Origin of the sequence: Paenibacillus sp. FSL H7-0716 (assembly GCF_038002705.1) — a bacterium.
In the GTDB taxonomy this organism is placed as follows: domain Bacteria; phylum Bacillota; class Bacilli; order Paenibacillales; family Paenibacillaceae; genus Paenibacillus_AQ; species Paenibacillus_AQ odorifer.
On sequence record NZ_JBBODA010000006.1, the window covers coordinates 166,073 to 189,536 of the forward strand.

The 23,464-nt window shown below is 35.7% G+C and carries 18 protein-coding genes and 1 pseudogene; 3 read left to right on the plus strand and 16 right to left on the minus strand.

Going from position 1 to position 23,464, the window contains the following annotated elements:
* Window positions 1-129 precede the first annotated feature (129 nt).
* Both MHH60_RS10435 and MHH60_RS10440 read right to left on the minus strand, forming a co-directional pair.
* Window positions 130-534, minus strand: coding sequence for a GNAT family N-acetyltransferase (locus MHH60_RS10435; RefSeq protein WP_076138369.1), 405 nt, complete (start codon window positions 532-534; stop codon window positions 130-132).
* A gap of 465 nt (window positions 535-999) precedes the next feature.
* On the minus strand, window positions 1,000-1,794 hold the full coding sequence (locus MHH60_RS10440) for a MerR family transcriptional regulator (protein ID WP_076138368.1): 795 nt from the start codon (window positions 1,792-1,794) through the stop codon (window positions 1,000-1,002).
* Window positions 1,795-2,048: 254 nt separating this feature from the next.
* Between MHH60_RS10440 and MHH60_RS10445 the strand changes: the two genes are divergently transcribed.
* Entirely contained in the window at window positions 2,049-2,723 is a 675-nt protein-coding gene (locus tag MHH60_RS10445) for a DUF4097 family beta strand repeat-containing protein (RefSeq protein ID WP_076138367.1), read from the plus strand.
* A 766-nt stretch (window positions 2,724-3,489) separates the two neighbouring features.
* Here the strand turns inward: MHH60_RS10445 and MHH60_RS10450 are convergent.
* The 10 genes from MHH60_RS10450 to MHH60_RS10495 all read right to left on the minus strand — a co-directional run bounded on the left by MHH60_RS10450 (window position 3,490) and on the right by MHH60_RS10495 (window position 17,620).
* Window positions 3,490-5,076 (minus strand): TnsD family Tn7-like transposition protein, encoded by a 1,587-nt coding sequence (locus tag MHH60_RS10450; RefSeq protein ID WP_081383675.1) that lies wholly within the window; start codon window positions 5,074-5,076, stop codon window positions 3,490-3,492.
* Window positions 5,077-5,088: 12 nt separating this feature from the next.
* Window positions 5,089-7,005: a TnsD family Tn7-like transposition protein gene (locus MHH60_RS10455; protein ID WP_036681344.1), complete on the minus strand. Its 1,917-nt coding sequence runs from the start codon at window positions 7,003-7,005 to the stop codon at window positions 5,089-5,091.
* A 20-nt stretch (window positions 7,006-7,025) separates the two neighbouring features.
* Window positions 7,026-8,741 (minus strand): AAA family ATPase, encoded by a 1,716-nt coding sequence (locus MHH60_RS10460; protein ID WP_036681342.1) that lies wholly within the window; start codon window positions 8,739-8,741, stop codon window positions 7,026-7,028.
* Window positions 8,731-10,890 carry a Mu transposase C-terminal domain-containing protein gene (locus MHH60_RS10465; protein ID WP_036681340.1) on the minus strand — a complete coding sequence of 720 codons (2,160 nt, stop codon included), beginning with the start codon at window positions 10,888-10,890 and terminating at the stop codon, window positions 8,731-8,733. Before MHH60_RS10465 ends, MHH60_RS10460 begins: the two co-directional genes overlap by 11 nt.
* A gap of 13 nt (window positions 10,891-10,903) precedes the next feature.
* Window positions 10,904-11,707 carry a heteromeric transposase endonuclease subunit TnsA gene (locus MHH60_RS10470; RefSeq protein ID WP_036681337.1) on the minus strand — a complete coding sequence of 268 codons (804 nt, stop codon included), beginning with the start codon at window positions 11,705-11,707 and terminating at the stop codon, window positions 10,904-10,906.
* Window positions 11,708-12,280: 573 nt separating this feature from the next.
* Complete coding sequence (locus tag MHH60_RS10475; protein ID WP_051491186.1) at window positions 12,281-12,781, minus strand: Mov34/MPN/PAD-1 family protein; 501 nt, start codon at window positions 12,779-12,781, stop codon at window positions 12,281-12,283.
* The gene (locus MHH60_RS10480; protein WP_141118569.1) at window positions 12,781-14,613 is read right to left on the minus strand and encodes a ThiF family adenylyltransferase; all 1,833 of its coding nucleotides are present in this window, start codon (window positions 14,611-14,613) and stop codon (window positions 12,781-12,783) included. The genes MHH60_RS10475 and MHH60_RS10480 overlap by 1 nt, the downstream gene beginning before the upstream one ends.
* Complete coding sequence (locus tag MHH60_RS10485; protein WP_036681332.1) at window positions 14,597-15,721, minus strand: SMODS domain-containing nucleotidyltransferase; 1,125 nt, start codon at window positions 15,719-15,721, stop codon at window positions 14,597-14,599. The genes MHH60_RS10480 and MHH60_RS10485 overlap by 17 nt, the downstream gene beginning before the upstream one ends.
* A gap of 18 nt (window positions 15,722-15,739) precedes the next feature.
* Window positions 15,740-17,260, minus strand: a complete 1,521-nt coding sequence (locus MHH60_RS10490) for an SAVED domain-containing protein (protein ID WP_036681329.1) — start codon at window positions 17,258-17,260, stop codon at window positions 15,740-15,742.
* Between the two features lie 78 nt (window positions 17,261-17,338).
* Window positions 17,339-17,620, minus strand: coding sequence for a hypothetical protein (locus MHH60_RS10495; protein ID WP_036681325.1), 282 nt, complete (start codon window positions 17,618-17,620; stop codon window positions 17,339-17,341).
* Window positions 17,621-18,452: 832 nt separating this feature from the next.
* Between MHH60_RS10495 and MHH60_RS10500 the strand changes: the two genes are divergently transcribed.
* Both MHH60_RS10500 and MHH60_RS10505 read left to right on the plus strand, forming a co-directional pair.
* On the plus strand, window positions 18,453-18,674 hold the full coding sequence (locus MHH60_RS10500; RefSeq protein WP_051491185.1) for a hypothetical protein: 222 nt from the start codon (window positions 18,453-18,455) through the stop codon (window positions 18,672-18,674).
* A gap of 12 nt (window positions 18,675-18,686) precedes the next feature.
* A pseudogene (locus MHH60_RS10505) lies at window positions 18,687-19,583 on the plus strand (IS4 family transposase); the annotation flags it as partial.
* A 348-nt stretch (window positions 19,584-19,931) separates the two neighbouring features.
* Here the strand turns inward: MHH60_RS10505 and MHH60_RS10510 are convergent.
* The 4 genes from MHH60_RS10510 to MHH60_RS10525 form a co-directional block, all read right to left on the minus strand.
* Window positions 19,932-20,651 carry a hypothetical protein gene (locus MHH60_RS10510; protein WP_036681316.1) on the minus strand — a complete coding sequence of 240 codons (720 nt, stop codon included), beginning with the start codon at window positions 20,649-20,651 and terminating at the stop codon, window positions 19,932-19,934.
* 645 nt (window positions 20,652-21,296) lie between these two features.
* Window positions 21,297-22,448, minus strand: a complete 1,152-nt coding sequence (locus MHH60_RS10515) for a cysteine desulfurase family protein (RefSeq protein WP_162164268.1) — start codon at window positions 22,446-22,448, stop codon at window positions 21,297-21,299.
* A gap of 80 nt (window positions 22,449-22,528) precedes the next feature.
* Window positions 22,529-22,954 (minus strand): hypothetical protein, encoded by a 426-nt coding sequence (locus MHH60_RS10520; protein WP_036681312.1) that lies wholly within the window; start codon window positions 22,952-22,954, stop codon window positions 22,529-22,531.
* 13 nt (window positions 22,955-22,967) lie between these two features.
* Complete coding sequence (locus MHH60_RS10525; protein WP_036681309.1) at window positions 22,968-23,411, minus strand: hypothetical protein; 444 nt, start codon at window positions 23,409-23,411, stop codon at window positions 22,968-22,970.
* Between the last annotated feature and the right edge of the window lie 53 nt (window positions 23,412-23,464).

Genomic DNA, 23,464 nt, shown 5'->3' on the forward strand with positions numbered 1-23,464 from the left:
GTATCAAGCGAGTGATAATCGGACGCATGGAGGAATCTTTTACCTACGTGGCTGAAATCGTCAAATTCATAAAAAATAAGTATTTGACTACCGCTGTTGTTGTTCAATTATCGTGACCCGTTAGTTTAATCATATCAACTCTGAGATAAACATTGGTGTAGCTCCATCCTCTGTATTAAAGCCAACCTTATTATAGAAATCCACTGCATGCGGATAAGAAATTAATACTTTTGTTTTACACCCTTTATATCTATCAAGCATTATATTCATCATTTCCTTACCTATACCTATACTCTGATAACTCGGATTAATAAGCATATAATGAAAATATACCGTTAAAACACCATCTGACAAAGCATTTATTAAACCGACAAGCTTTCCTCCTTCCCAAGCGGTAACAACTGAATGAGACTCTCCGATTGCTTGTAAAAGCTCGTTTGGATACTTGCCAGACTCCCATTCTACCGAAAGAAATAACTCTTGGAGTGCATCCTTAGTGACATCCTCTTTGCTTGAAGTGTAATAAATATTCACCCCTATATCTTCCTTTCATAAAACTAACTACGACACAGCATCTGTTTTAAACTCCCATATTTCGATGGTTTTGCAATCCTTACGAAGTCATAAAATAATACCGACAAAGCAATTTCGGATTTATCAAAGTGAATAATCACTTTATTTACCTCAATATACTATTAAAAATATGTATAGAAAATAGATTAACTGAAGTGGAATTTGTATTTATTCACATCAGAGAATTCTTGAGAATACTTTTTTACTTAAGCATACTAATCCTAAGAGGCTTATAGCGTTAATCTGCTAGTTAGCTAAATAGATAACATTGAACTATAGTTAAATATTTAGCTAATCGGCGAAGTATAACGTTCTTGTCCTCAGCCTGGGGCAAGAAACGTGATTGCTTAATCAAAAAAAGCCGCTAAATTAGCGACTTTTAATCAAACGATTCTCTCTTCCTAAACCTTTTCCTTTGTATTTAATCTAACATGTGCGTTTCTTAATGAACAGTTGTATCTGATAATCCCACTGCAATATTCCAGTCACAATAATGTTATGAAGAACAAAATCTGGACACACATCGTATTCCGTCTTTGCCCTTTCAAGTAAATTTTGTAATACAGCATTCTTATTCTCTTCGGTACAGTTTGCACACAGATAGTCCCCTTCTGGTAGCACAGTTAACCCCTCTAAAGACGGATATTTCAAGCAAACAGCAAATAACCGTGTTATTCCTTCAGTCGTGAACATTCCCGCCATATCTTCAAACAGAAATTGTGAATGCAGAGAAGTCTCAATTTGTTGATAGAAATGTCTGTGATAGTCCCATAAATTCTTAAGTGTTGGGCTTTCCATTTTATCCGAAAGCATAATTACCCTTTCCTCAATGTGTCTGACAAAGTAATTTTCACTTTGACTATAACCGTTGTGGAACTTATTTTCATAATGTAGATAGGCACGTTTAATTTTCGATTTTGCATACTGCAGACGAGCAATTTTATCGTCTGCTCTTTTTTCTGCCTGTTTTAGAAATTCAATTACTTTAGAGAGATCATTCTGCTGCAATATATCTTTAATATCCATTAAAGTAAGATCCATTGCTTTGAGCAGTTCAATGGTTTGCAGCTTTACGAGCTCCTGCTCGGAATAGTATCGATATCCCGACAATTCATCTTTATGGCATGGCTTGACTAATCCAATCCGATCATAGTGCCGCAAGGTCTCACTGGTCATCTCTACGATTTCAGCTGCTTGCTTAATTGTAAAATAGTTGTTCATATCTACCCTCTTGACCTTTTTGTAACACAAAAGTTTATGATGATTAAAACATATGCGACTGATAAACGCAACGAAATACAAAAATGATCCGATCCAACTCTTACAACATATTTGGGTAGACTTTTTCAAGATCATTATGTTCAACTCTAATGCTTAATTGCATATCGCAATTTTTTGCAGAGCAGCTTAGGATTGGTATTCGTAGGACTGGCTATATTAAAAATAAAAATGATTTAACAAAGGAGCATTTTACAATGAAAAGTACTGCAAAAAAATTACTAACTACTATAGGCATTTTGGTGACACTATTGATATCATTGGCAGGATGCTCCTCCCACACCACTTCCATGGAGGAAAAAAATTACATCATCCCTGCCCAAAAGATTGATACCTTAACAATTGATGTAAAGGACAAAAAAATAACTATCCAACAATCTAAAGATGAACAAATTCATATTGTTTACTATGAAAGCGAAAAAGATTTTTACAAGATTGATCTATCTGATGATAAAGAACTGTCAATGGTAAGTGACAGTAATAAGGAATGGAACGACTATATCGGAGGAAAAGGCTCACAAGTAACCAGAACTATTCAGGTATGGATACCTGATGCAACTTTAAAAAATTTGACTTTAAAAACATCAAATGAAAGTATTGTATTACCAACAATCGCGTTTTTGGGGACAGTGGAAGTAAACATAAGTAACGGAAATATCCAACTGGACAAATTGAATGTAGGGACGGCTATAACCCTTGAAACAAAAAACGGAAATATTAGCGGTTCAATTCTAGGGTCATATGATGATTTCGCGATCTTAAGCAAGGTAAAGAAAGGAGATAGCAATTTGCCTGCCAATAAAGAGAATGGTTCAAAAAAATTATCTGCTTATACAAATAACGGTGATATTACCTTACAATTTTCTGAGTAGCCAGCAGTTAAATACTAGCTTGTATGAAGTCAGATACAATATCCCTCCCTCTTGTAATGGAAAAGCACCTTGATAAAGTTATTAATCCGACCGTAAATCGATTATCTTATGATGTACCCGAAGGGCAAAATGAAGCTTGATCGTGAATTCCATCAAAATAAGGTATAAGCCGCATTACAGCGGCTTATACCTTATTGATTTTGTTTCACTGTTTCGAACCATCCCTTGGAACTGAATGTATCCGATGCATATAAAAAGTACAACTATCGATATAATTATTATAATACCGTATATTGGATATTCAAACCATCCTGCCAGTTCGCTTAATGAAGCATCTCAGTCTAATACTTTATTTTCTTCTAATGTTCAGATACATTAATGTTGTGAAGTGAAAAAACCTTGTATATCAAGGTTTTTTCTTGTTTCTTTAAATTTATAAACTACATTAAAGTTATGAAGTGACAATGGGTTAAAATTATTAATGACATTATAGTTGTGAAGTAATACGTTTCTTTATAATTATATCTTGAAACGATAGCCAAAATGGTTAACGAGTTCAAGAAACTCATTATATATCCCAACTACCTTTTCACTAAATCGTTATAAACCAGCTTTAATAAAATATTTAAAGCAAGCTTTGGTCCTCTTTTGCCCCAAATCAAGTAGAATTTGTTAACCAGATAGATATGCATTATTTGCAAAATAATGTTACTAACTCCTCAATGATTTCCTTTACTCAAAGTATTGATTTAATTATTCACCATACTTATTCATTTCTTTTCTTCGTTAAACTATGTAACCGTTCTGAGGTACATGGCAACTTCTCCAACTTTGTACGTAACATTGTTGAGCGATGAAGGAGTCTTCCCACCTCATTTCTTGATAAAGATCTATCACTGGATTCTCTGATCTTATTAGCTACCCGATCAATCTCTTGTACAAATTCTGTATCACGTAATGTCCAATCCACCCTTATGTATTTTTTGTTTGTTCTCCTTTTCGTGTGTTCTTTCGCTTTCCGCTCTACAGGTTTAATAAGTATCTTCAGTTCGTCGTAGACTACTGTACGCCCCAGCTTTAGTTTCTCATTTTGGTTTTTTATTGTTCTAGGATCAACACCAAGTCTTCTAGCCTTCTCACATAATCCAAGAGTCCCATTATTCAGCTCCTCTAGCTTATTGACCCAGACAGAGCCAAACTGTTTAATACGCCCAATGCGGAATTCATCATTTTTATCGCTATCTGGTCCACGCCTTGAATAAACAAATCCGCAACCGCAACTAAACGTCCCCACCGGCTTTCCGGTATCAGAACATCTCGATACAACAACGTCAGCGATTATCTTTTCTCGAAAATGAGTAGCTGCCTTATTTAAACAAGGCCATGGCCCATCTCCAAATGGAGATAGAATAGTAGTGCTCCCTCCTTCTATAATGTCCTTCATTTCTATCTCTAAAAATATTTGCAGCAGAATATGTCTTAGAGGATGTGTAAGATGACGCGGTTTTCGAAGCATTTTATGTAACCAAGTAAATTGACTATCTTCATCTATAGAGCAACCAAGTTTGTCTAGATATGCCATACCATAAAAAGTAATGAAGTCAGGAAGTAATTCCTTAAATCTGATATTTCCCTTTGCTGTGAGCATCCCCCGTTGAGCTAATCTCCGCAAATATATATTTCTTATTCCTTCTTGAATTAAAGGCTGGCTATTCATCTTCAATATTTGCGCTGAGCGTGTAGCAATCAAAAATTCTTTATCTTCACCACGGAAGGAAACCAAATTTTGTTCATCTCTTAAGACAGACTCGAGCATAACAAACTCATGCTTATTCTTTCGCTGAGAGAACAAAATAGAAGAGTCGCTAAGGGTGGCATTATGTAATGGACAAACTGAGACACCAGTCAATTGATGAACTCGATGCCAATACGCTATGCCATATTTTTCGCGATCAGATCCTATACATGCTGGACAGTATCGCAGATATGCTGGTTTGCAGACACCACTTGCTGGGAATCCCATTTTCATATTTATTGACTGCCCATCTCCATAAAGCATTTCTTCATAAACCCAGTTGTAGCGCTCTATAGAGATAAATGGTTTAAAATAAGGCAGCAAGGTAAGCTTATCTAACAATTTGTCTACTGAAATTGCTTTACCAGGGATCAGCGAATATAACTGCATGAGGTGGCTCGGAAGATCTGTTACTGCACACACAGTTTGCTTATTAAATATATCCATCATCGTTTTTTTTGTGCTTTCATTACCAGACCTAGCATGATAACGGGCTAAAACACTGTACAATAGTTCGTCAGGTAGTGGAGGTGGAAAATAAATCATCGATAACCCCATTCTCTCTAATAATTATTTGTAGTATTTAAGTGCCTCATTTTCTGCCCACTCTAATGCTTTCGGAGAACATTTTTTATAAACATGACTAAGATGCTGTAGTCGTTTTTTTGTTAATCTCCTATAACTCGAACCCATAAACTTCTCTAATATATATGGAAATATTCTAATTGCGCATTCATCTATTGTTTCTACATTGGATTCCATTAGCTCTGTTGTGCGATGCAAATATTTACGAAAGTGGTAATATCGAATTTTCAGTGTTTTAGGTATAGCACGTAAAAAACACTCTTTAGTAAATTGATTTGTTGATGGGTATGCTTTTACCTGCTTAATAGCTTTATTGATAATTTGGAACATTTCCTCATCTACCGTGTCTAAATTAAACTTCTGGTTACCTTGTTTTGGGGGCAAAATCCCATCTATCCATTCCCGATCATTCTTCATAAGCCAGTCATAACGGCGAGTACTGTACTTACGAATTTGCAAACGCGAAGCAGCAGGACCTGAAACCTCTATGGCATCCTTCACCGTATTCCGATACTCCTCTATTTTAAGCGATGTACTTGCAGCAGTTTCGTGATAACCCATTTTCAAAATCGCTGCTTGTTCAAGCTTGTCTTGATATGACCTATCACGTTTTAAATTTCTATACGGTTTTAGATATTTCCTTAAAGTCCTTCGATTCGTTAAAAGTTGCGCTGCAATTTTATCCATTATCAAGCCTTCTTCAAAAAGTTGGATTGCACGATTCATAAATAATGCTCCCATTGTTTCTATCGTATATTGCTTTTCATCTTCCGGGTGCGGAAGTCCCCCTCTAGTATAGATCATTCCACAATAAGGACAGATAAATCGACCAGTGATCCAAGCATGAGCTGTGCGTTTAACATTAGGGATAGCTCTTTGATTATATTTCGGACAGATTGCATTGATACAAAGCCATGGTCCATTACCAAAAGGTACAGGTAAAGAATAATTTTGATCTATATATATAAAATCTTCTAAGTTACCTGCAAGGAACCTTATAACTAACAAATATAAAATTATTCTCTCCTTAAGGTTATCCTTCTGAAGAAAACACATTATACTTCTTGAACCTAAAAGATGAATCGAATCAAGTCCGATTGTAGATAGGTAAGAATTATCATAAAACTTTATCACATCAGTAAGTAATTTTTTCTTATATATATGTTCTCCCCGAAAGTGAATGTAGCCTTTGACTCCAAGATAAGAAATTAATTTTATATATATAATTTCCAGATTGATACTCTTTAGCTGAAATAAAGTATTAAAATCTGAAAGTAACTGTTTATTTTCTAAGCTATCTTGTACCCCATTATTATTGTCTATTAGTATTTCATGTCCATTTGGACATTTTGGCTCAATAAGCATTTGACTTCCTTTTTCATCAGTTAATGATGTATTACAAATAGGACACACGTCAATTAAACCACTACCATGTATATGGCACATTTTAAGAAAGGAAAATTGGTGTGTACGATGCAAGTAAACAATCCCGTATTTAGAGAAATCATCGTATATGCAAATAGGACAATAATGAGAGGTATTATGGAGTAGAGATTGGGTCAATCTCTGAAGCATAAATCGATCACTTAATTCATAATTTTTCGAATACATAACCTCCCATAGTTTTATTTGTTTATCAACAGTTAGAAATGATCTAAAGAAAGGAAGGTAGGTGTGATTTTCGATTATTCTTTGCGCAAACTCAATAGTTAGTCCAAATTCATCAGTAATTCGAGAAAGGTTAAGTGGAATTATATTTGCTTTTTTCCTAGCACCTTTTTCTCCAAACAATTCAATATTACTCATCGTGAAAGTCAATGGAGATCGAAGGTAATATCGATGCACAATGCTCCGAAAATCTTCGTCAGGATACGTTGAAGGAAAAGCCACTATATTTCCCATAAGTACCTCCTATCTACTCTCTATAAGAACTCGTCATATTCCCCAACTAACCCTGCTTTCCGAAGTGCCTCATCAACACTTAATTTATCTGTTCTCCCTTGTGAAACAATAAAACGAATATCACATTCGTCTAAATCAAGCTTTGTGGACTTATTCCTTCCCCTTTTCCGTGTAATTCCAACAACTTCTGAAGTATTATAATTTGGGCTATCAGATTTACCTTCAAAAACAAGTTTAGCTATCTCTAAATATAATAATTCCATATCATGGCCAGCTTCCCGGTTATGGAGTTCGACCTTTTCGGCATAGCACAATGCAATTTCTTCAGCACAACCCATTTTCATCGCAAATGTAACAAGCTGCTCAATTAATACTTTTCTATTATGCTGCAGCATAATAAGCTTATGTTCCTCTGAGAGGTGCCCATCTATAGTAATGCGATGCTGCGAATCCTTCAGATATTCTTTAAAGGTGATCCAATCCGGCTTTAAATCCTCATATTCACTAGGATCAATGTCTACACCTCTCCTTATAAGTTCGAAGATCGGCTGAACAAGTCGAAAGGTTCTGTTTGCTACTTTTTCAATCAATTCAGTAGTAATAATTTCATTATCTTCATATAAAATTGCCCGGCATTGAACATGCATGAATAATTTCACGGCAAAGTCGGGTATGCCCAGTGTATGATAATACATTATCGCCTTTAGCTCCGGAGTAAGTGGTGTAAACTTATTCGTGTATTGTAGTTCCCAAATTCCTTCTAAAAAAATATCCCATTCTAGATCATCCTTCATCCGATCCGTAATATTCTCCGCGTATCCGTCTGGAATTCCGCGCCGAGTATTAGCAAGAGAGGTTTTAAATAAGTAAAGAGCTTTAAACGTACCAATTAGCACAATTGGTATACCAAGTGAATTTGTAAGTTCAGTTATGAAATCGATCATTTTCTCTTCGCCACCTGAGTGCCCTTTGTGAATCCTTTGTATTTCATCAATGAATAAGCCACCTAAACTGATATTTCCGGCAACCTTTGCCATTCTTTTGGCCAGAACTTCAGCACGACCATCTTTTTCGGCTAATTCTTCATAATAGTTGCTTCCTAATAACTGATCAACAGCCCAATAAAAATTTCGGCAAAGTGCACCTACCGATTTATTACTAGGACACTCAATGTGAAGCCAAACAACTTGTTTTACCGGGAAGGGCTCTCCATCGTACGCCACATGGTGGATAACTTGTGGAAAAAGCCTTAGCAGTCTTTCATAAGATTTCGTTTTCCCCATGCCACTAAGTCCAATATCCGCCATCATTTGAGCCGTTTGAATATTTCCAGCTAAATTTCTACCCTCTTCATCTGTGCCATGGGATAAAATTTCATCTAAACCTATTGCCATTTCTCTTTGGTAAATGGCGCTTAATGGGTTTCGAGATTGATATCCAATTTTTATCATGTTGTATATATTTCGATATCTCTCGAAATGAGTTATTAATGGCTTCCAATATCCCGGCTTGATTTGTTGAATAAGTTCTAAGCGCTCTTCCAGATCCAGCTGATTTAGATCTCCAGAAAAGCGAGGGGCTGAATCCAGCATCTGATACAATTGATCTTGATTTAGCCTAGGCGGTATTGCTTCTATGAATGGATTTCCCTGATAGGCCTCAACAATCTGTTTATGATATGATGCTTTAATTTGTCTGCCCTTTAGATAAATATAACGTTCTTGTTCACCCACCATTATTGGATGACCTCCTTTCCTGATTTTTTCCTAAAAGAAATATCTGCATCTTATTCAACTTCTGGGGTTCTTCCATAGAAGAAATCATTGGAGCCCGGTTCTCATGTTTAGCATTTTCAGATATAACCTGCGACTTCTGAGATTCGGTAGTAGCTGTCCAAGCATTTGCACTGGATTCAATTCTCTTCTCAAGCTTCCTAACACTCCGTTTATTTTTAAATTTAGCTGATCTGGGCTTGCCTTTTTGGGCTTCTTTTATTTTCGCTACTTCTACTTGAGTCAGGTTTTTGGCCACTGTATCTAGCTCTGCTTCAATTTGATTTCTATCTGCCTTCACCTTCATTAACTGTTTTTTCTTGAATTTCATAATTGAATTTACATCTTCAAAATGAAGACCCTCATACTCCTTAAACCTTTCAGTTAGAAAGAGTTGCTCCTCTTTTCCGTTTTTGAGCATGATAAATACACTGCTGCAATTTCGAGGATCATAACTAACGGTTATCTCACTTTTACCTTCAATCATCTCGTCCTCAAACCAACCGTCTTCTTCACCACGTTGGCAGAAGTATCCCAGTTTTTTTAAAATCACACCACTTCGGGTAATCTTGCACTTTTCTTTAGGAAGAAGTGCGTGTCGAATTAAACTGCGTGGTTGCTCCTGTAGAAGATTATGTTCCATCCCCCAATTCCACATTGATAGAGGAGTCAACTCCACATTATCAACGAACATTTCCTTTGAAACTAAAAATTCATCACTTAATGCCTTTCGGTTATATTCCAGGACGAATAAAATAACTAGTTTTGTGAATGCTTCAAATGTATACGCAGCCTTCTCTTCGGGATTTTTATCCCCCCTAACTCTATGTTCCTTATCCACTCCTCCAGGCATGACCTCTCTCATCCGCATGCAAAAACTTCTGAATTGCTGTTCTATATAGGGTTTTAAATCCGCACGATAGGAAGGAGGATTACCTATACGTACATTGAGAAGTGCCAGGTTGTTAGAATTTTTGCTTTTCATTTCTCCTCGGTCACCAACAATATATCTAGGTAAATGTTTAGCTGGCCAATCTTCTTCATTTATTGCTATCCCAAACTGTGCGCAATATGCGACCTTATCAGTTGCGGCATTTTCAAGTGCTACCATTTCTTCTTCCCAAGAAGGGGTTTTACACACGTGTACCCCTGCAATCAATCTGTTTAGGGCATCTTTTACAAAATAAACATGTGGCCTTCCGATAACAGTTCTATGATCGATCGAGACTAATATAACATCAGCAGGTGTTGAATCCGTTTCGTATAGTGCTCCAGGTCCTTGGAGGTCACCATTTGCAGATTTAAGATGAGATCTTGCAATCATTTCAGCTTTTCGCGGGCCAAATTTAGCAGCAGTTTTTCTCTTTTTATTAAACTCCTTATTATACCAATACATAAACTGCCTCAATGAAGGGCCAGCAACTATTGGAATTAACTCGTTATATTTTCTATAATGTCCATCAGAGTATTCTTCCTCACACATATGTTTGTGCGTCGCTCTAAGATTCATTCCTTGGTCCGTATGGAATTTCTTAATTGCTTTTTTAAACTTGTCTTTGTCCTCCTTGGTTATAATGAAACTTTTACCATTCTCAGGTTTCGGGCCTGTATTTATATTTCTTTTTAATGGGCTAGTTGAAACCCCAACGTCAAAATAATCATTTAAAAGACCATTCACTTTCTTTCCATAGAACCAGTACTTCTTCAATAAACTATAGACCCAATTCACTTGTTTCTTGAATTGATCTGCTACCTCACTAACTAGCTTTCCTCTTTTTTCAGGTATGTAAATATTGGGTTCTTTACATACAATATTCTCAATAATCGCGAATTTTTCATCTCTTCTTTTGGAGTATTTATTTAGATATTTTTCATCAGGAGCGATCAAACGCATGTCGGGGTCGATAGGTTCTATTTGGGCATTACCGCATTCCAGGTCAAATAATAAATCTTTATAATCTCGGAAATAAGGAAATGGTATTTTCTTTTTATCATCAATGTTAATGAGGACAACTTGAGATCGATCAGGAGCGATCCACAATACACGTTCAAAAGTTCGTTTTTTATTAAGACCAACATCAAGGAAACAGATAATAGAATTTTGATAAATCATTTTTTCACCACCTCTATTTTATAGGTTTCTCTATCACCAAAGGAGCGCTTTCACGTATTAATACGTTCATATCTGTTATCCAACGCTTATTAGCGAGCATATGTTTAACCATAAACATTGACGTTCCTGGTTCTAGACCAATATTCTGATCGCACTTTAAACAACTCTTGCTTATTGATAAGCGTTGATCATTTTTAATCAATAATTCAAATAAAGGTTCAGCAATCATATTTACCATTTCGTTATCCAATCCTGGACGTACATCTGGCCGCTTTGCATCGTGCAACCAGTCAATATTTTTTATGAAATTAATAGGTCTTCCTACATCAAATACAACTTTCCACTGAAGGCCGATTTCTTTATAATAACGCCTTTCAATTTCAAATAACTCAAGCGTCCTTTTGGTCAATTTATTAGTTGGCTTAAACGTTCTGGCTACATCCTTTACTCCATTCTCACCATTTGGAACTGTTAACATAAAATCAGAAGTCTGAACTACATCTTGTCCCTTTAGATTCGCATGAATTATATTTAACTTCTTCGCTATTCGTTGTGTTTCTTCAATTGGAAGGGGATATTGCTCTCTGATATCTATAACTTGATCTGTCCAATCCTGTACAAGCAGGTATTGATACTCATATTTGGACAGTGTATGATGTATTCGATTTGAATGCCACCCTGGAGTACGGGTTAACCATCCCTCTGATGCCACTTTATTATCGTTCGCTTGAATAAAAGGAATGTAGTCTGCCCCTCTGCCTTGCCCTCTTCCATCCTTAAGTCGATTTACATGAGTTCTATATACGGTGTTTGTCATCAAGCTAACCTCCTCTTAAAACATAAAGACGCATAACTAATTTGTTATGCGTCTCTGGCTGCAGTATATGTACCCCATTAACCTCAGTATCCTATTCTTAAACAAGTAATAATGAGGATATATATTGTCAGAAATTCAAGAAAATAATTTCAATATTTATCATATTTTTATAGAGTTTCTCTTCGTACATGAAAAATAATTATCTGCACAATAATTAACGAGATCTTCACGAGTCTTCTCATGAATTTTTAGCAGTTGATTTAAAACAAAAATTCGTTGGATATAATCTTCAGCAAACGTGAACAATTTCCTTTTGTATTAATCTATTTGATTTTGTTGTTTCCGAGTTATTACATATAAACTCAGTAAATTGATGCAACTTATAAACGTCATCTTTAATTCATCGCTAAGCACCTCACTGGGGCTCTATCTCTATTATCTCCACCTCACATTAATTAAAACGCTCTAAGAGAAAACTATCTAAATAAATACTTGAATGAACTCGAATAAAGGACACCCATCGGGTGCCCTTTATTCGAGTCACGTCTCAGATACTTAACTTAAACTTCTATTCTAGATTATTTCCGGTAAGTACTCATTAAGCTCTATCGGTTTCTTATTTTTCATAAAAATACTGATAGAAACAGAATACCTTTTTCGAGGGTTTCCTCCAATGATAAGTAATATGGGTTCTGGACAGTTCATTGACTTATTATTAGAAATTGAGTTCATTTGCTTGGAATCAATTAAGCTCATTTTACTTGATGCAAAAGGATGAAAATGCCATTCCCCCACATAATAGGCCTTGTCTAACTTCCATAAGGTATTAAGCCAATCTTTGAGACCTTGTACTCCTCTATAAAATCTAGTTCTTGTTTGTTTTGAATCGATAGGGGCAGGGCTGCTCTTTATAATAACTGCCCTATTCAACGCATCATCATAGTATCCGGCCAGAATACCACCTGTTTCTAATTCTCCGCTTAAGGTACATTGAGCTAACATAAATGTTAATACATCGTCACTAAATTCAATCTCAAGATTGCCTTCAATATCTCTGTATCTATGAACAAGCATTAAAACACCTCTCGTTGCTTTAGTAAAACACCTGCGGATAATCCATCTATATGTTGTTGTTCATAAACAGCAAAGATGTTGGGACCAAATGGTTTAAGCCACCATGCCTCGATTTCTTTTATTGCTAGACCTGCCATCATCCAAATGTCATCTGCGCGAGCAGGAAATAGAGGATGATAACATCCTATACCATCCCTAGGCAAGATGATGTCTTTATTCTCTTCTCGCTCCAATTCAATCCACGGCTTGAGGAAGTTGTAGAAAGACTGGCGAGGAAAGGGATGCTTATTGGACAAAAAGATAAACATTCTTTTTGCTCCAAATCCTAGTGATACTGAAACGAATCTTTTCGGAATCGTCCAGTCAAAGGAATATAAATGATCAATAACTGCATCACTTCCTGTAGTATCTATAATGATATCTTGACTCTCCAGTACCTCCACTTCATCGTCGCTTAAATTGGGAAAAGCACTATTGATGGCTACAGACCAAGTGTGTACATTATTGTAATTGATTCTATATGATAATGCCTCAGCCTTTTTCATGGATAAGTGATTAATACCTAGCGTATGTCGAGATAAATTACCAACTTTTAAAATATCTTTGTCACAAACAATTATTTTAGAAATACCTATACGAGAAAGTAGTTCCCCGATGGCTGAGCCAAGAGCACCCGCACCGATTAAAAATACACCATCATGATGTGTTTTCTCATTTATACTCCCTCGGCTAAGCACGGATTCTTTACTCCAGTTCTCTGTGCGAACATACCTTAAGCTCTTATCTGGATGTAACAGATTTATGCGATCTCGTTGAAAATAGAAGTCATTTGCTCTTCTGAATCCGGTAATCTTGTTTACCTTTTTGGCTAACTTCCCAATTTCTATACTTATCCAATGAACAATTACATTCTGCTCTCCGACTAATTGAGGAATTTGAAATCCAAGCAATAGGTAATTGTGTTGTTCCTGTTCTCTAAAGATATACATGTGCCTGTATATTTCTCGCCATAAGTCAAAATGATGTTTCTTGCAAATAGCTTCTAATTCCTTTATTGTTTTAGGATAATACCAAGGTTCCAATATAGGCTGAAATGGAAGTAGCAGCCATACCCCATTATGATGTTTAGATTCTACACCAGCATGAACAAGTTTCCCCCACTCATATTCATGTATTACATTCGACTTATTATCCAAAAACGCAGACACGAATAAGATATTTTGATATTCTGATATTTCTTTAAGGGATACCCACCCAGATCTGTTTCTCATTCCATTCCAATAACTAATATTCTTTTGCTCTTCAGCAAAAACGATTTGCAACTCAGTACTAAAGTGTACGTGTGGTAATTCGAAAAAATCTCCTGGTCTTGCTAACGAATGATTTGAGGCATTGAGTAACCAATTTTTTAATCGCTCTACATGCCACGAAATACGCTGATCTGCATCCATCTGTTCTTCAGTATCTGATAATAATTCAAGTAAACCATTATCCCAATCAGTACAAATCTTACCTAATCGCCAAGGAATTTCATTTACTTCTTTATTCTCATTCATATGCTGATAGGTTTGAGTAATACTATTGACTTTGTCCGGATATATACCAATAGATCCTCTCGGATAAAGAGGATCTATTAACATATACCAATTCGTAGTGTGGGGAATAGATTGTCCATCTACCCCTGATACATTTATACTAAACTGGAGAATCCAATTCTTAAAATCCCCATACCAATAAAGGTCTTGGAGTTGCTGATATCCTTCAACAGTTTCTAATTGGGTACACCCGATTAATATACTTTCCGGTATTGAAGGATTATCCAAACCGTCCACCCACAATATCAGAGCTAATTGGGCTTTCTCTTTTTGAAAAAACTAGAGAACTACTCTGGTTATTAGCTGTTGTAGCTTCAGATGTCGGAAATTTCGAACCAAAGAGTTTATTCCATTCTTCGGCACTTTCTTTAACAGTGGTGGCATCTGATGCTTTTCTAGCAATTTCTGCAGCTTTTTTAACCAGCTCATAAAACTCTCCGTATTCTTCTTCAGTAATTCTGCCCATTACATCATGCTCTGGTACGCCGTGATCTGACATAACCGGCTTTGTTGAATAGTTATTCACTATAGCCTCCAAAACCTCGGTTACACCTTGACCAACACTTTGTATTCCATCTGGGCAACATAAACCAATGAGATGCTCCAGCGGATATCCTTTTGGATGTTTTGGCACATTGTTTATTCTTCTCCACCACTTTAGAGCCTTAACTACGTTGACGTAATGCCGGTTACATGATTTATTTTTTTCTTGTGTCCATTTAATTTGTGCCAGGGGATCTGTTTGTTTCCATTCCTCAGCGTCCCTATCTGGAATCCAAAGAGGAACTGTTTTCCACTCTGGTTCATTAGCATTCGAATAAGTCTTAAAAATAGAGCTTGTTTCTATTGTTTCATTCAGAACTTCCCATGACCCCTTCAATGACCACGTTTCAATATCTTCCAGTGCACGCATATCAGTAACGCTAGCTGACTCCAAAATACCTTCTTCGCTCTCTGAGGGTGCGGCTGTTATGACAACATCTAAATCTACATAACTTAAGGAAATTCCTATAGAACGACCTTGAATTTGATATTTTCCTGCGTAATGTTTTTCCATAAATGGTTTTAATACATTGATAGCATCTTCTGGATTACTGTATTCCTCCATACTCAATTTAGTCACCAAAATTACATCTACATCTGAACGGCTATCTCCCTTTGGACGAACAGCAGTAGATCTCCGATAACTTCCTTGCAGGAATGTACTTACAATAATTTTAGACATATCTTCATCTTCTTTTAATCTTTTTCTTAACGTAGTATGTCCTTTGATTAAATCATTGACTTGATTTTCAGTTAAACGAATTTCTTTAAGAAATCTAGCAAAGTAAGTAGGAATATTCACAATAACACCTCCGAGTGTTTAAACAGGTAGTATAAGTGAAGGGGAATATGATCCATCCCCAGTAAAATTATGTTCGTATAAAATGATCTCCGGGATATTTGCAGCTTGTTGAGCAAGAAAGAAAACAAAACCACCAGGAGCAGCAATGAAAAAATGAACCTTACCTTTTCTCTGTTTCGGATTACGTCTATCTAAAGTCCGAATGACCTGTTCTGCTAATAACCAGGCATGTGTACCATCTTGAATTGCCTTAATCCCCTCTAAAGGTAAATAAAAATGATACGACGATTTTAGAGTTAATTTATTCTCCTCATTGTACCACTCAACATGAGATTTAACATTCCGAGTTATACTGATAGCAACAACTGTATCACCTTCAATAGGAGAGTTATCTGTATACTCCTCATTGAACATTGGATAAACTGATGTTATTTCATGAGGTATATCCGGGATCCATGCAATCAAACCATCTCCACGCTGAACAGGAAATGCCTTGACACCTGATTTTGGATTAAGAATTAAACCAGCAGCAAATGTTATAGAAAGATGTGTATTGAATTGAATGAGGTATGCATTACCCGGAGAAAAGATTTGTTTTGAGAACTCTACTAATCTAGCGTAAATATCTCCATTCCAACTTTTATCTGATTTAAGTAATCGTCCATCAAAATTTTCACTAAGACATAATAGATGGTTTGTTTCTTCCTCCAGAGTTTCCGTATACGGAAGAAAACTGCGAATTCCTACAGGGACATCATCTTTGTATAATAGCGGTTGGCCTGTATACAATCGCTCTGTGCGACAGAGCTTAAGAAGGGAATCTTTATTAAAGCGTTTACTTCCCTTACTTGCACAGTTTACTATCAAATCATTATAAGGATTTACAAGAACCTTAAAATCAAGAGGTTTGAGTCCTGCTAGCATTAATTTAGTATTGAGTTGTTCCTTGATTAACGAGGAAATGCCTGGTTTGCTATGTTGAATACGAATAGTACTTAAAACGGTACTTAGTTCCGCCTCATTATCTAACTTCAAATGTTGCATCATAGATTTTCGAGCTAAGGCCATTTTACTCTTTTGTTTTCCGTCAAATATCGCATTCAAGTGTAGTTTATTATCATGATTGTCCAATAAAACTTCTAGTAGGTCGCCTTTTTTTATATTCCATGGTGTAATTAAATGAAATCGTGCTGTAGTATAACCTTGTTTCAGAGCATCGTGTACACGATTTAAGAAGGAGTGTGTAGAGGCATTAATAAATGAAGGATCAATGAGGTCCAATAGTTCTATCTGTTGCGAATTCTTAACATGATATTTCACCTGATAAAAGTCCAAAGTAATTTCATCATCGATGCTGTAATCCCCTCTTATAGGTTCAATATATTCAACTACAACATCGTCGAGAGATTTAATACGATCATCCTCGTATGATACTTCCTTAATATTGGTATCATTATGGAGCAACTCAGAAGCAAACAACCAAAAATACAGATTCTGATATGTCAAACCAGCATTAATTGCATCAATTGCTTTTCCCATATATCACAGTCCTAAAAGTAAATTGAAGAACTTATGTTCCCTTAATAATTATCTCACAACAACCTTATATATTCAAGCCTACTCTGCTGGTTTTCTAACCTTCTGAATTACTCCTCTTAGATGACCAATGAATATTTGATTAGGATCTGCTGGATCATATTTTCGGTGGACTGCTTCGTTTAGCTCATGTACGATCATCGCAAAATCCCTCGCATTAGGATTAAAGCCGCAAGTTCGTTTAATAGATCGATAAAATCGTATTAATAATTCTTTTGTTTTATCGAGTTCATAGCCTAAACATTGCAAATGTTCTAATACATCTCGAATATATGGTCGATCTAGCATATGAGTGTTAAGCAATTATTCCCCTCCTTAAAGCTAGTTGTTATAGATTACAGCAAATTCTGTAGGATCTAAAACAAAGTTTTCTCTATAATTTCATTTCAAAGTAAACAATTATGAATCCCAGTTATTACATCCTAACTCAGCATATTAACATTCTGCTTTGTATAATATGATCTGCTGCTGATAAGTTTCAGTACCCCCATGGTGTTTTCATAAATATTATTTAGTTGAAAATTTATATTTTAGGCAAAAAGGTATGACTATTTATAATATATTATCTCCTACTCTATAATTAATACACGATTAATACTAATTAAATTTTGCATCTTCTTTTACATATAAAAACACAACACCATTTGATGTTTTATTCTTCTTAGAATACGGTTCGTTAAATCTTACAATTCAGACTTCTTTAATGTCTCTTGAACTCATAATCTGTCTAAAAAATCTTTGAATTTTCTCCTCAGTAGTTGCGGTTCTTCAGCTGCGACAAAGCGCCCACACATATAACTATTTCCTACTGACATTGTACGAAAATAGCTTTTCAAAATACTCCTGTGGAGGTCATCCATGCGCTTGAGTAATCGTCAAAGAACCACCGTGAGGAACAGTGAAATTTTCGAAATACCCTGGAAATTTCATATGTTTGACGTCAAAATAAAAACGGTTCGACGAATTCATCGTTTGTGTGTGCCAACAAATCAACATGGTAGACTACGTGAAGTTTACGGTGAAAAAAAGATATAAATGATACAAGTGTGTTGATTTACCAAAAAAAGGGACAAGAAGGGCCGCCATTTCGGGTAATGGTAAGTACCACCAAACCAAACCGAAATGAGGCGACCTCATGAATAAATATACCCAATTTTTTGCTGTTTTCAAACAAGTGTTAACAAAAGAAGAAATTCAAACTGTGATCGGTCAAACCAAAGACTACGTAGAGACAGGAACCAAAATGACTGTCGGTTTGTTGTTCGATTACTTTGTTCAAGCCAGCTGTCACGGATGGAAAAGCTTCCGTCAAAGTGCCAACATGGGCCCAAGCTTCGACTTGCCTAAGGTTAATTAATCCACACTTTCCGACAAAGCCGGTGAGGCCCCTTATGATATCTTCAAACGTATGTTTAAAATGCTCGTCAAGAAATGTAATCGTCAAACGCGGCGCCATCTGAACTTTCCCAAAGATCTTCTATTAATTGACTCCACTACGGTCACGGCGGCAAACTCTCGAATACCTTGGGCTCCGTATAAAAAATTCAGAGGGGGCATTAAGCTGCATGTCGCCCTGTCTCATGACCAGTGTACACCTTTAAACGTGGAGGAATCGATCGCAAAGCGCAATGACGCTCCGTTTGGAGAACTTTTGGCAGATCCTAACTACATTTTGGTGCAGGATCGGGCATATGGAAAAATAGGCGGATTGGATCAATATTTACTCGTTGGCCAGTCGTTTGTGATTCGGCTCAAAGACAATCTCCATTTGGTGAAGCCGAGAAAACTCAATCGACCGGCAGAAGGAGATACGAAAATTGTACGCGATATCACTTGTTATATCGGTCAGGGGAAATGCCAATCGGCCAATCGGCACCGGGTTGTTGAATTTAAAAATAATAAGGGTGAAGTCGTGCGGGTTGTGACCGATTTGAGAAAAGAGTCCCCCCACGTTATCGCTGAGATTTACAAGGTACGCTGGCAAATTGAAGTCTTTTTCCGGTGGATTAAACAGCATTTGAACGTGCCTTGTCTATTTGGAACGACAGAAAATGCGGTATATTGTCAGTTATTTGTGGCCCTTGCCGTCTATGTGCTCCTGAAATACGTTTTTGATCAAATTCATCCCAAAGTGCCTACCTTTGCTCAACTGACCTTTTGGGAATTTATGCAGTATTTGCGGATGTTTAATCTTCCGACGGAGTGGCAGGTTCAGTTTAGCCTGCTCAGGAGTAAAGGGGTTTTCGGTATTTTTGCCACCCCATAATGTGGTAAATCAACACGCCTGTAAATGATACAACATTCATTACAAAGTGAACCCCCTCTAATTAAGAGGCAATATAGTCGGGATACATTCTATTAAACTGCCTATTTAATAAACATAATCAGCCGATCACGTTGAGTGATCGGCTGTCTTCTTGTTTTATAGAACTAACGTTTCGCGTTAGCTCAATCGTCAAAATTCTCTACGTGCCAGAAATCTACTTCACTAAATAGTCCCCATACTGAATAATAGCAAGATTATTCCCCATTCATCAGTCCATGAATAAATATGTAAAGAAAAATAGAACTCACTATTAATGTCCAAAATACGATTTAAAGATAGAGAATACGGCTACCGTTCAATCACCAGAAAAGGAAGCTCTCCCCTTTTATCTAGCAATTGATTAAACTTTTGATTCGAGAGATCTCGCCACTTCTTATTTTCACTTTCAATTATTTTTTTAACTTCGGACCAAGGAGTCGAAGGGGCGAGTTTACGATTCACATAACGGTCAATGTCCAATGTATGTAAGTTATTAAAATTACGATAGCGATTGTTATGCCAAATATGTTCTTTTTGCAGATCAAAAATTGTAGCCAGCTCAATATTTTTGGAATTTACTGTATTCTCATGGTGAAGAGTAAATAGAATGTATCTGCAAGTAGTAAAAGTCAATTTAGTATTATCTCCAAAGGGACTATTATTCGTAACGGCCTGATCCTTTATTTCTGCAAAATATTGAGACGAGACCGAGGTCTCTGTTATTTGTAAATTGATTTTATCGTTAATAAGTATTCCTTCTTCTCGTAGCTTGTCGCTTTCTAATAGATGAAAATGACAATTCGCATGAGAAGCTACATCGAAAGCATTCACATTTGATGTGTGTATTAAATCAATAAGAACATTGCCTTTTACGTTCCCTCCTGTTATTGTTCGTAAGACGAACACGCTATTGTTCAGTAACCCTCTTCCGTGGTCATTATTAATGTCAAAAGTAACAAAGTCATACCGATAATCAGGTTTTAGCTTTAAAGGTTCTCCGTAGTCTAACGAAATTGTTAAATCATACATTCTTCATACCTCCTTAATTTAAGTTACTTTAATTCGTATTGGATCAACGCGTTAAATCTCCTCCAATTTCCAAGTGATTTTAATCTTAACCCGTCCGTTAGCGTAATATGTTGTGATCAGTTTAGTACTATAATTTCTCAGGCTTCAGGCTGTATCTACATTATTCGAGTCTATTGAATATTACGTAGCTAAAAGAGTCATCATACTGGTTAGTAAGATCCATGGTATGAATCTCTTGTAAGAAAGATTTTCATAGACAATCTAAAGATCAGTGTAAATCATTCTGATGATGCCATACAATGACCCAATATCGTGAAATCCTACGGGCTCTATAGTCAAGGAATCAGTCAACGTTATATCGCTGCCAGATGCGCCTGCTCGCCCTCAGGCAAAGAAGGGTCGCCTACAAGATTAAGCCATCGTCTTTGTGGCGGCTTAATCTAATAGGCGACCCTCGAAAAGAACATGAATCAATTCCTGGAGGTTAATGATGCCAAGGTACGATGACAGTATGAAACATTATTGAAAAATCCTTCGTTCAGAAGTCGGTTATGATGACTACTTTTCAACACAAGGAAAGCACTTTGTCTCTATTCATTTTTCTACCGTCCAAATTTGTATAACATCAGCTGCCATGAATATGAATTAAATAATGTACTTCTTTCCTGATTTAATTTGGCTTACTACATCGTTTAGTATAGTTATAAAGTATTCTACTTCCTCAAAACTAGTTCTTTCACTAAGACTGATTCGTATACTGCTAGAAGAAATCTTTTCGTTATTTGTCATCTCCATTAATACTCTACTTACCTTTTTTGATTTTGAAGAACATGCTGACTGGGAAGAAACAATTAAACCCCGAACAGAAAATAAATGTATCAATACCGCTGATGTTACACCCGAAAAAGAAATATTTAATATATGTGGAGATGAAAGTGGTGTTTTGGGACTATTAATGATTATATCCGGAAAATCTTGAAGCTTCTCCAGCATATACTTGTATAACATGTAAATATGTTTTATGTTCAATTCTAGATTTTCATAGGAAATTTTTATAGCCTCAGATATACATAATACCCCTGTAACATTAGTAGTACCCGACCTTAGTCCATACTCTTGATTCCCTCCAAAGATTAATGGTTTAATACACACCAAATCTTTCTTTATTAAAATTCCAATTCCTTTAGGAGCACCAATTTTATGTCCTGAGAGTGTATACATATCAATATCATCTAAACTCAACGGTATTTTTCCGAAGCCTTGTACTCCATCTACATGAAAGATAATATTTGAATCATAGGATTTAATAAGAGCACCTATTTCCATTACAGGTTGTATTGAACCTGTTTCATTGTTAACATGCATAATACTGATTAGAGCTGTATTTACATTAATATGCTTTATAACTAAAGAAGTATCTACAATCCCATTCCTGTCAACAGGAATAAAGGTGACTTCAATTCCTGCATCCTGTAATTCTTTGCAACAATTAAAAACTGAGGAATGTTCAATGCTTGTTGTGATTATATGAATAGGTTTTTTTTTATTATCCATTAGCCATTTTATAGCTCCTAAAATTGCTATGTTATTGCTCTCAGTAGCTCCTGAAGTAAATATAACTTCAGAGGGTTTAACATTTAATATAGAGGAAATTGTCTCTCTAGATTCTTCTACTAAATTACTTACTTCATATCCCATAGAATGTGAAGACGACGGATTAGAATAATATTCTTGCGATGTTTTAAGCAAAAGATCATATACCTGTGGGTATAATGGGCTAGAGGAACAATAGTCCAAATATATATTATTAATTTTTAAACGCCTCCATATTTATTAATAAGTAAAGGTTGTCACAATCGGTAGATACCTTTATATCCTTAGAAAGTTTTACCTGTGTTATGTAGAATAAACTTTTCTATTAGAGCATCAATGTTGATTATATTTCCTGATTCAATGAAATTTTTATTTTCACCAAGTATAATGTATGAAGGATGTGTTTTAATTTGAAAATCTTTATACATTTGTTCTTCAGTAATAGAAATAATCGAAATTTGATCTAAGAAGGCCTCTCCAATTTCTCTATTCTCCTTTTTGTCTCCATCGGAAAAAATAATTAATGGTAAATCTGATATGCTTTTCAACTTATTTAAGTTAGTCAATAATTCAATGCATCTAACACAGTAAATAGATATAAATATTAATAATGAAGTCTTTCTGAAAGTTGGATTATTTAAATCTATAACATTACTATTTTGATCTTTATAGACCTTCCTCGGTTTGATTTGTGCTATATTTTTATTCATTTGGCAACCTCCACTATAACCGACTGAAATTGATATTTTTAATTTCTTCATGGCGATTTATAGTTCCTTTAGAAAGAATTATTCCTGCGTTTGATAAATAAAAAAAATATGGTAGCAGTTTGACATTATATTTTCTCGTATCTTTTATAAGATAATAATTACTAATCGATGCAAATATATTCTCATCTAGACTTCTAAGTTCATTCTTTCCTCCCTTTATAAATAAAATAAGATCTTTATCTCCTAGATCATCTTTAATTTCCTTTATCATAGAAAGAATATCCAGACATAACAAGCATGAAGTTGATAAGAACAAAACAAGAATCCCATTATTATTTAATTCTTGTTTATTATTTTTTATCGGGAAGATACTTCCCACTCTAAAGTCTTGTCCATTTTTCTTACGATTTAATTTATCTTTAGTCTTTTTGTAAAATTCAGCTATGGTAAGTGACATTATAAAATTACCACCTCAATTTTTTGAACTAATTTACTATATAAAGAAGGTAT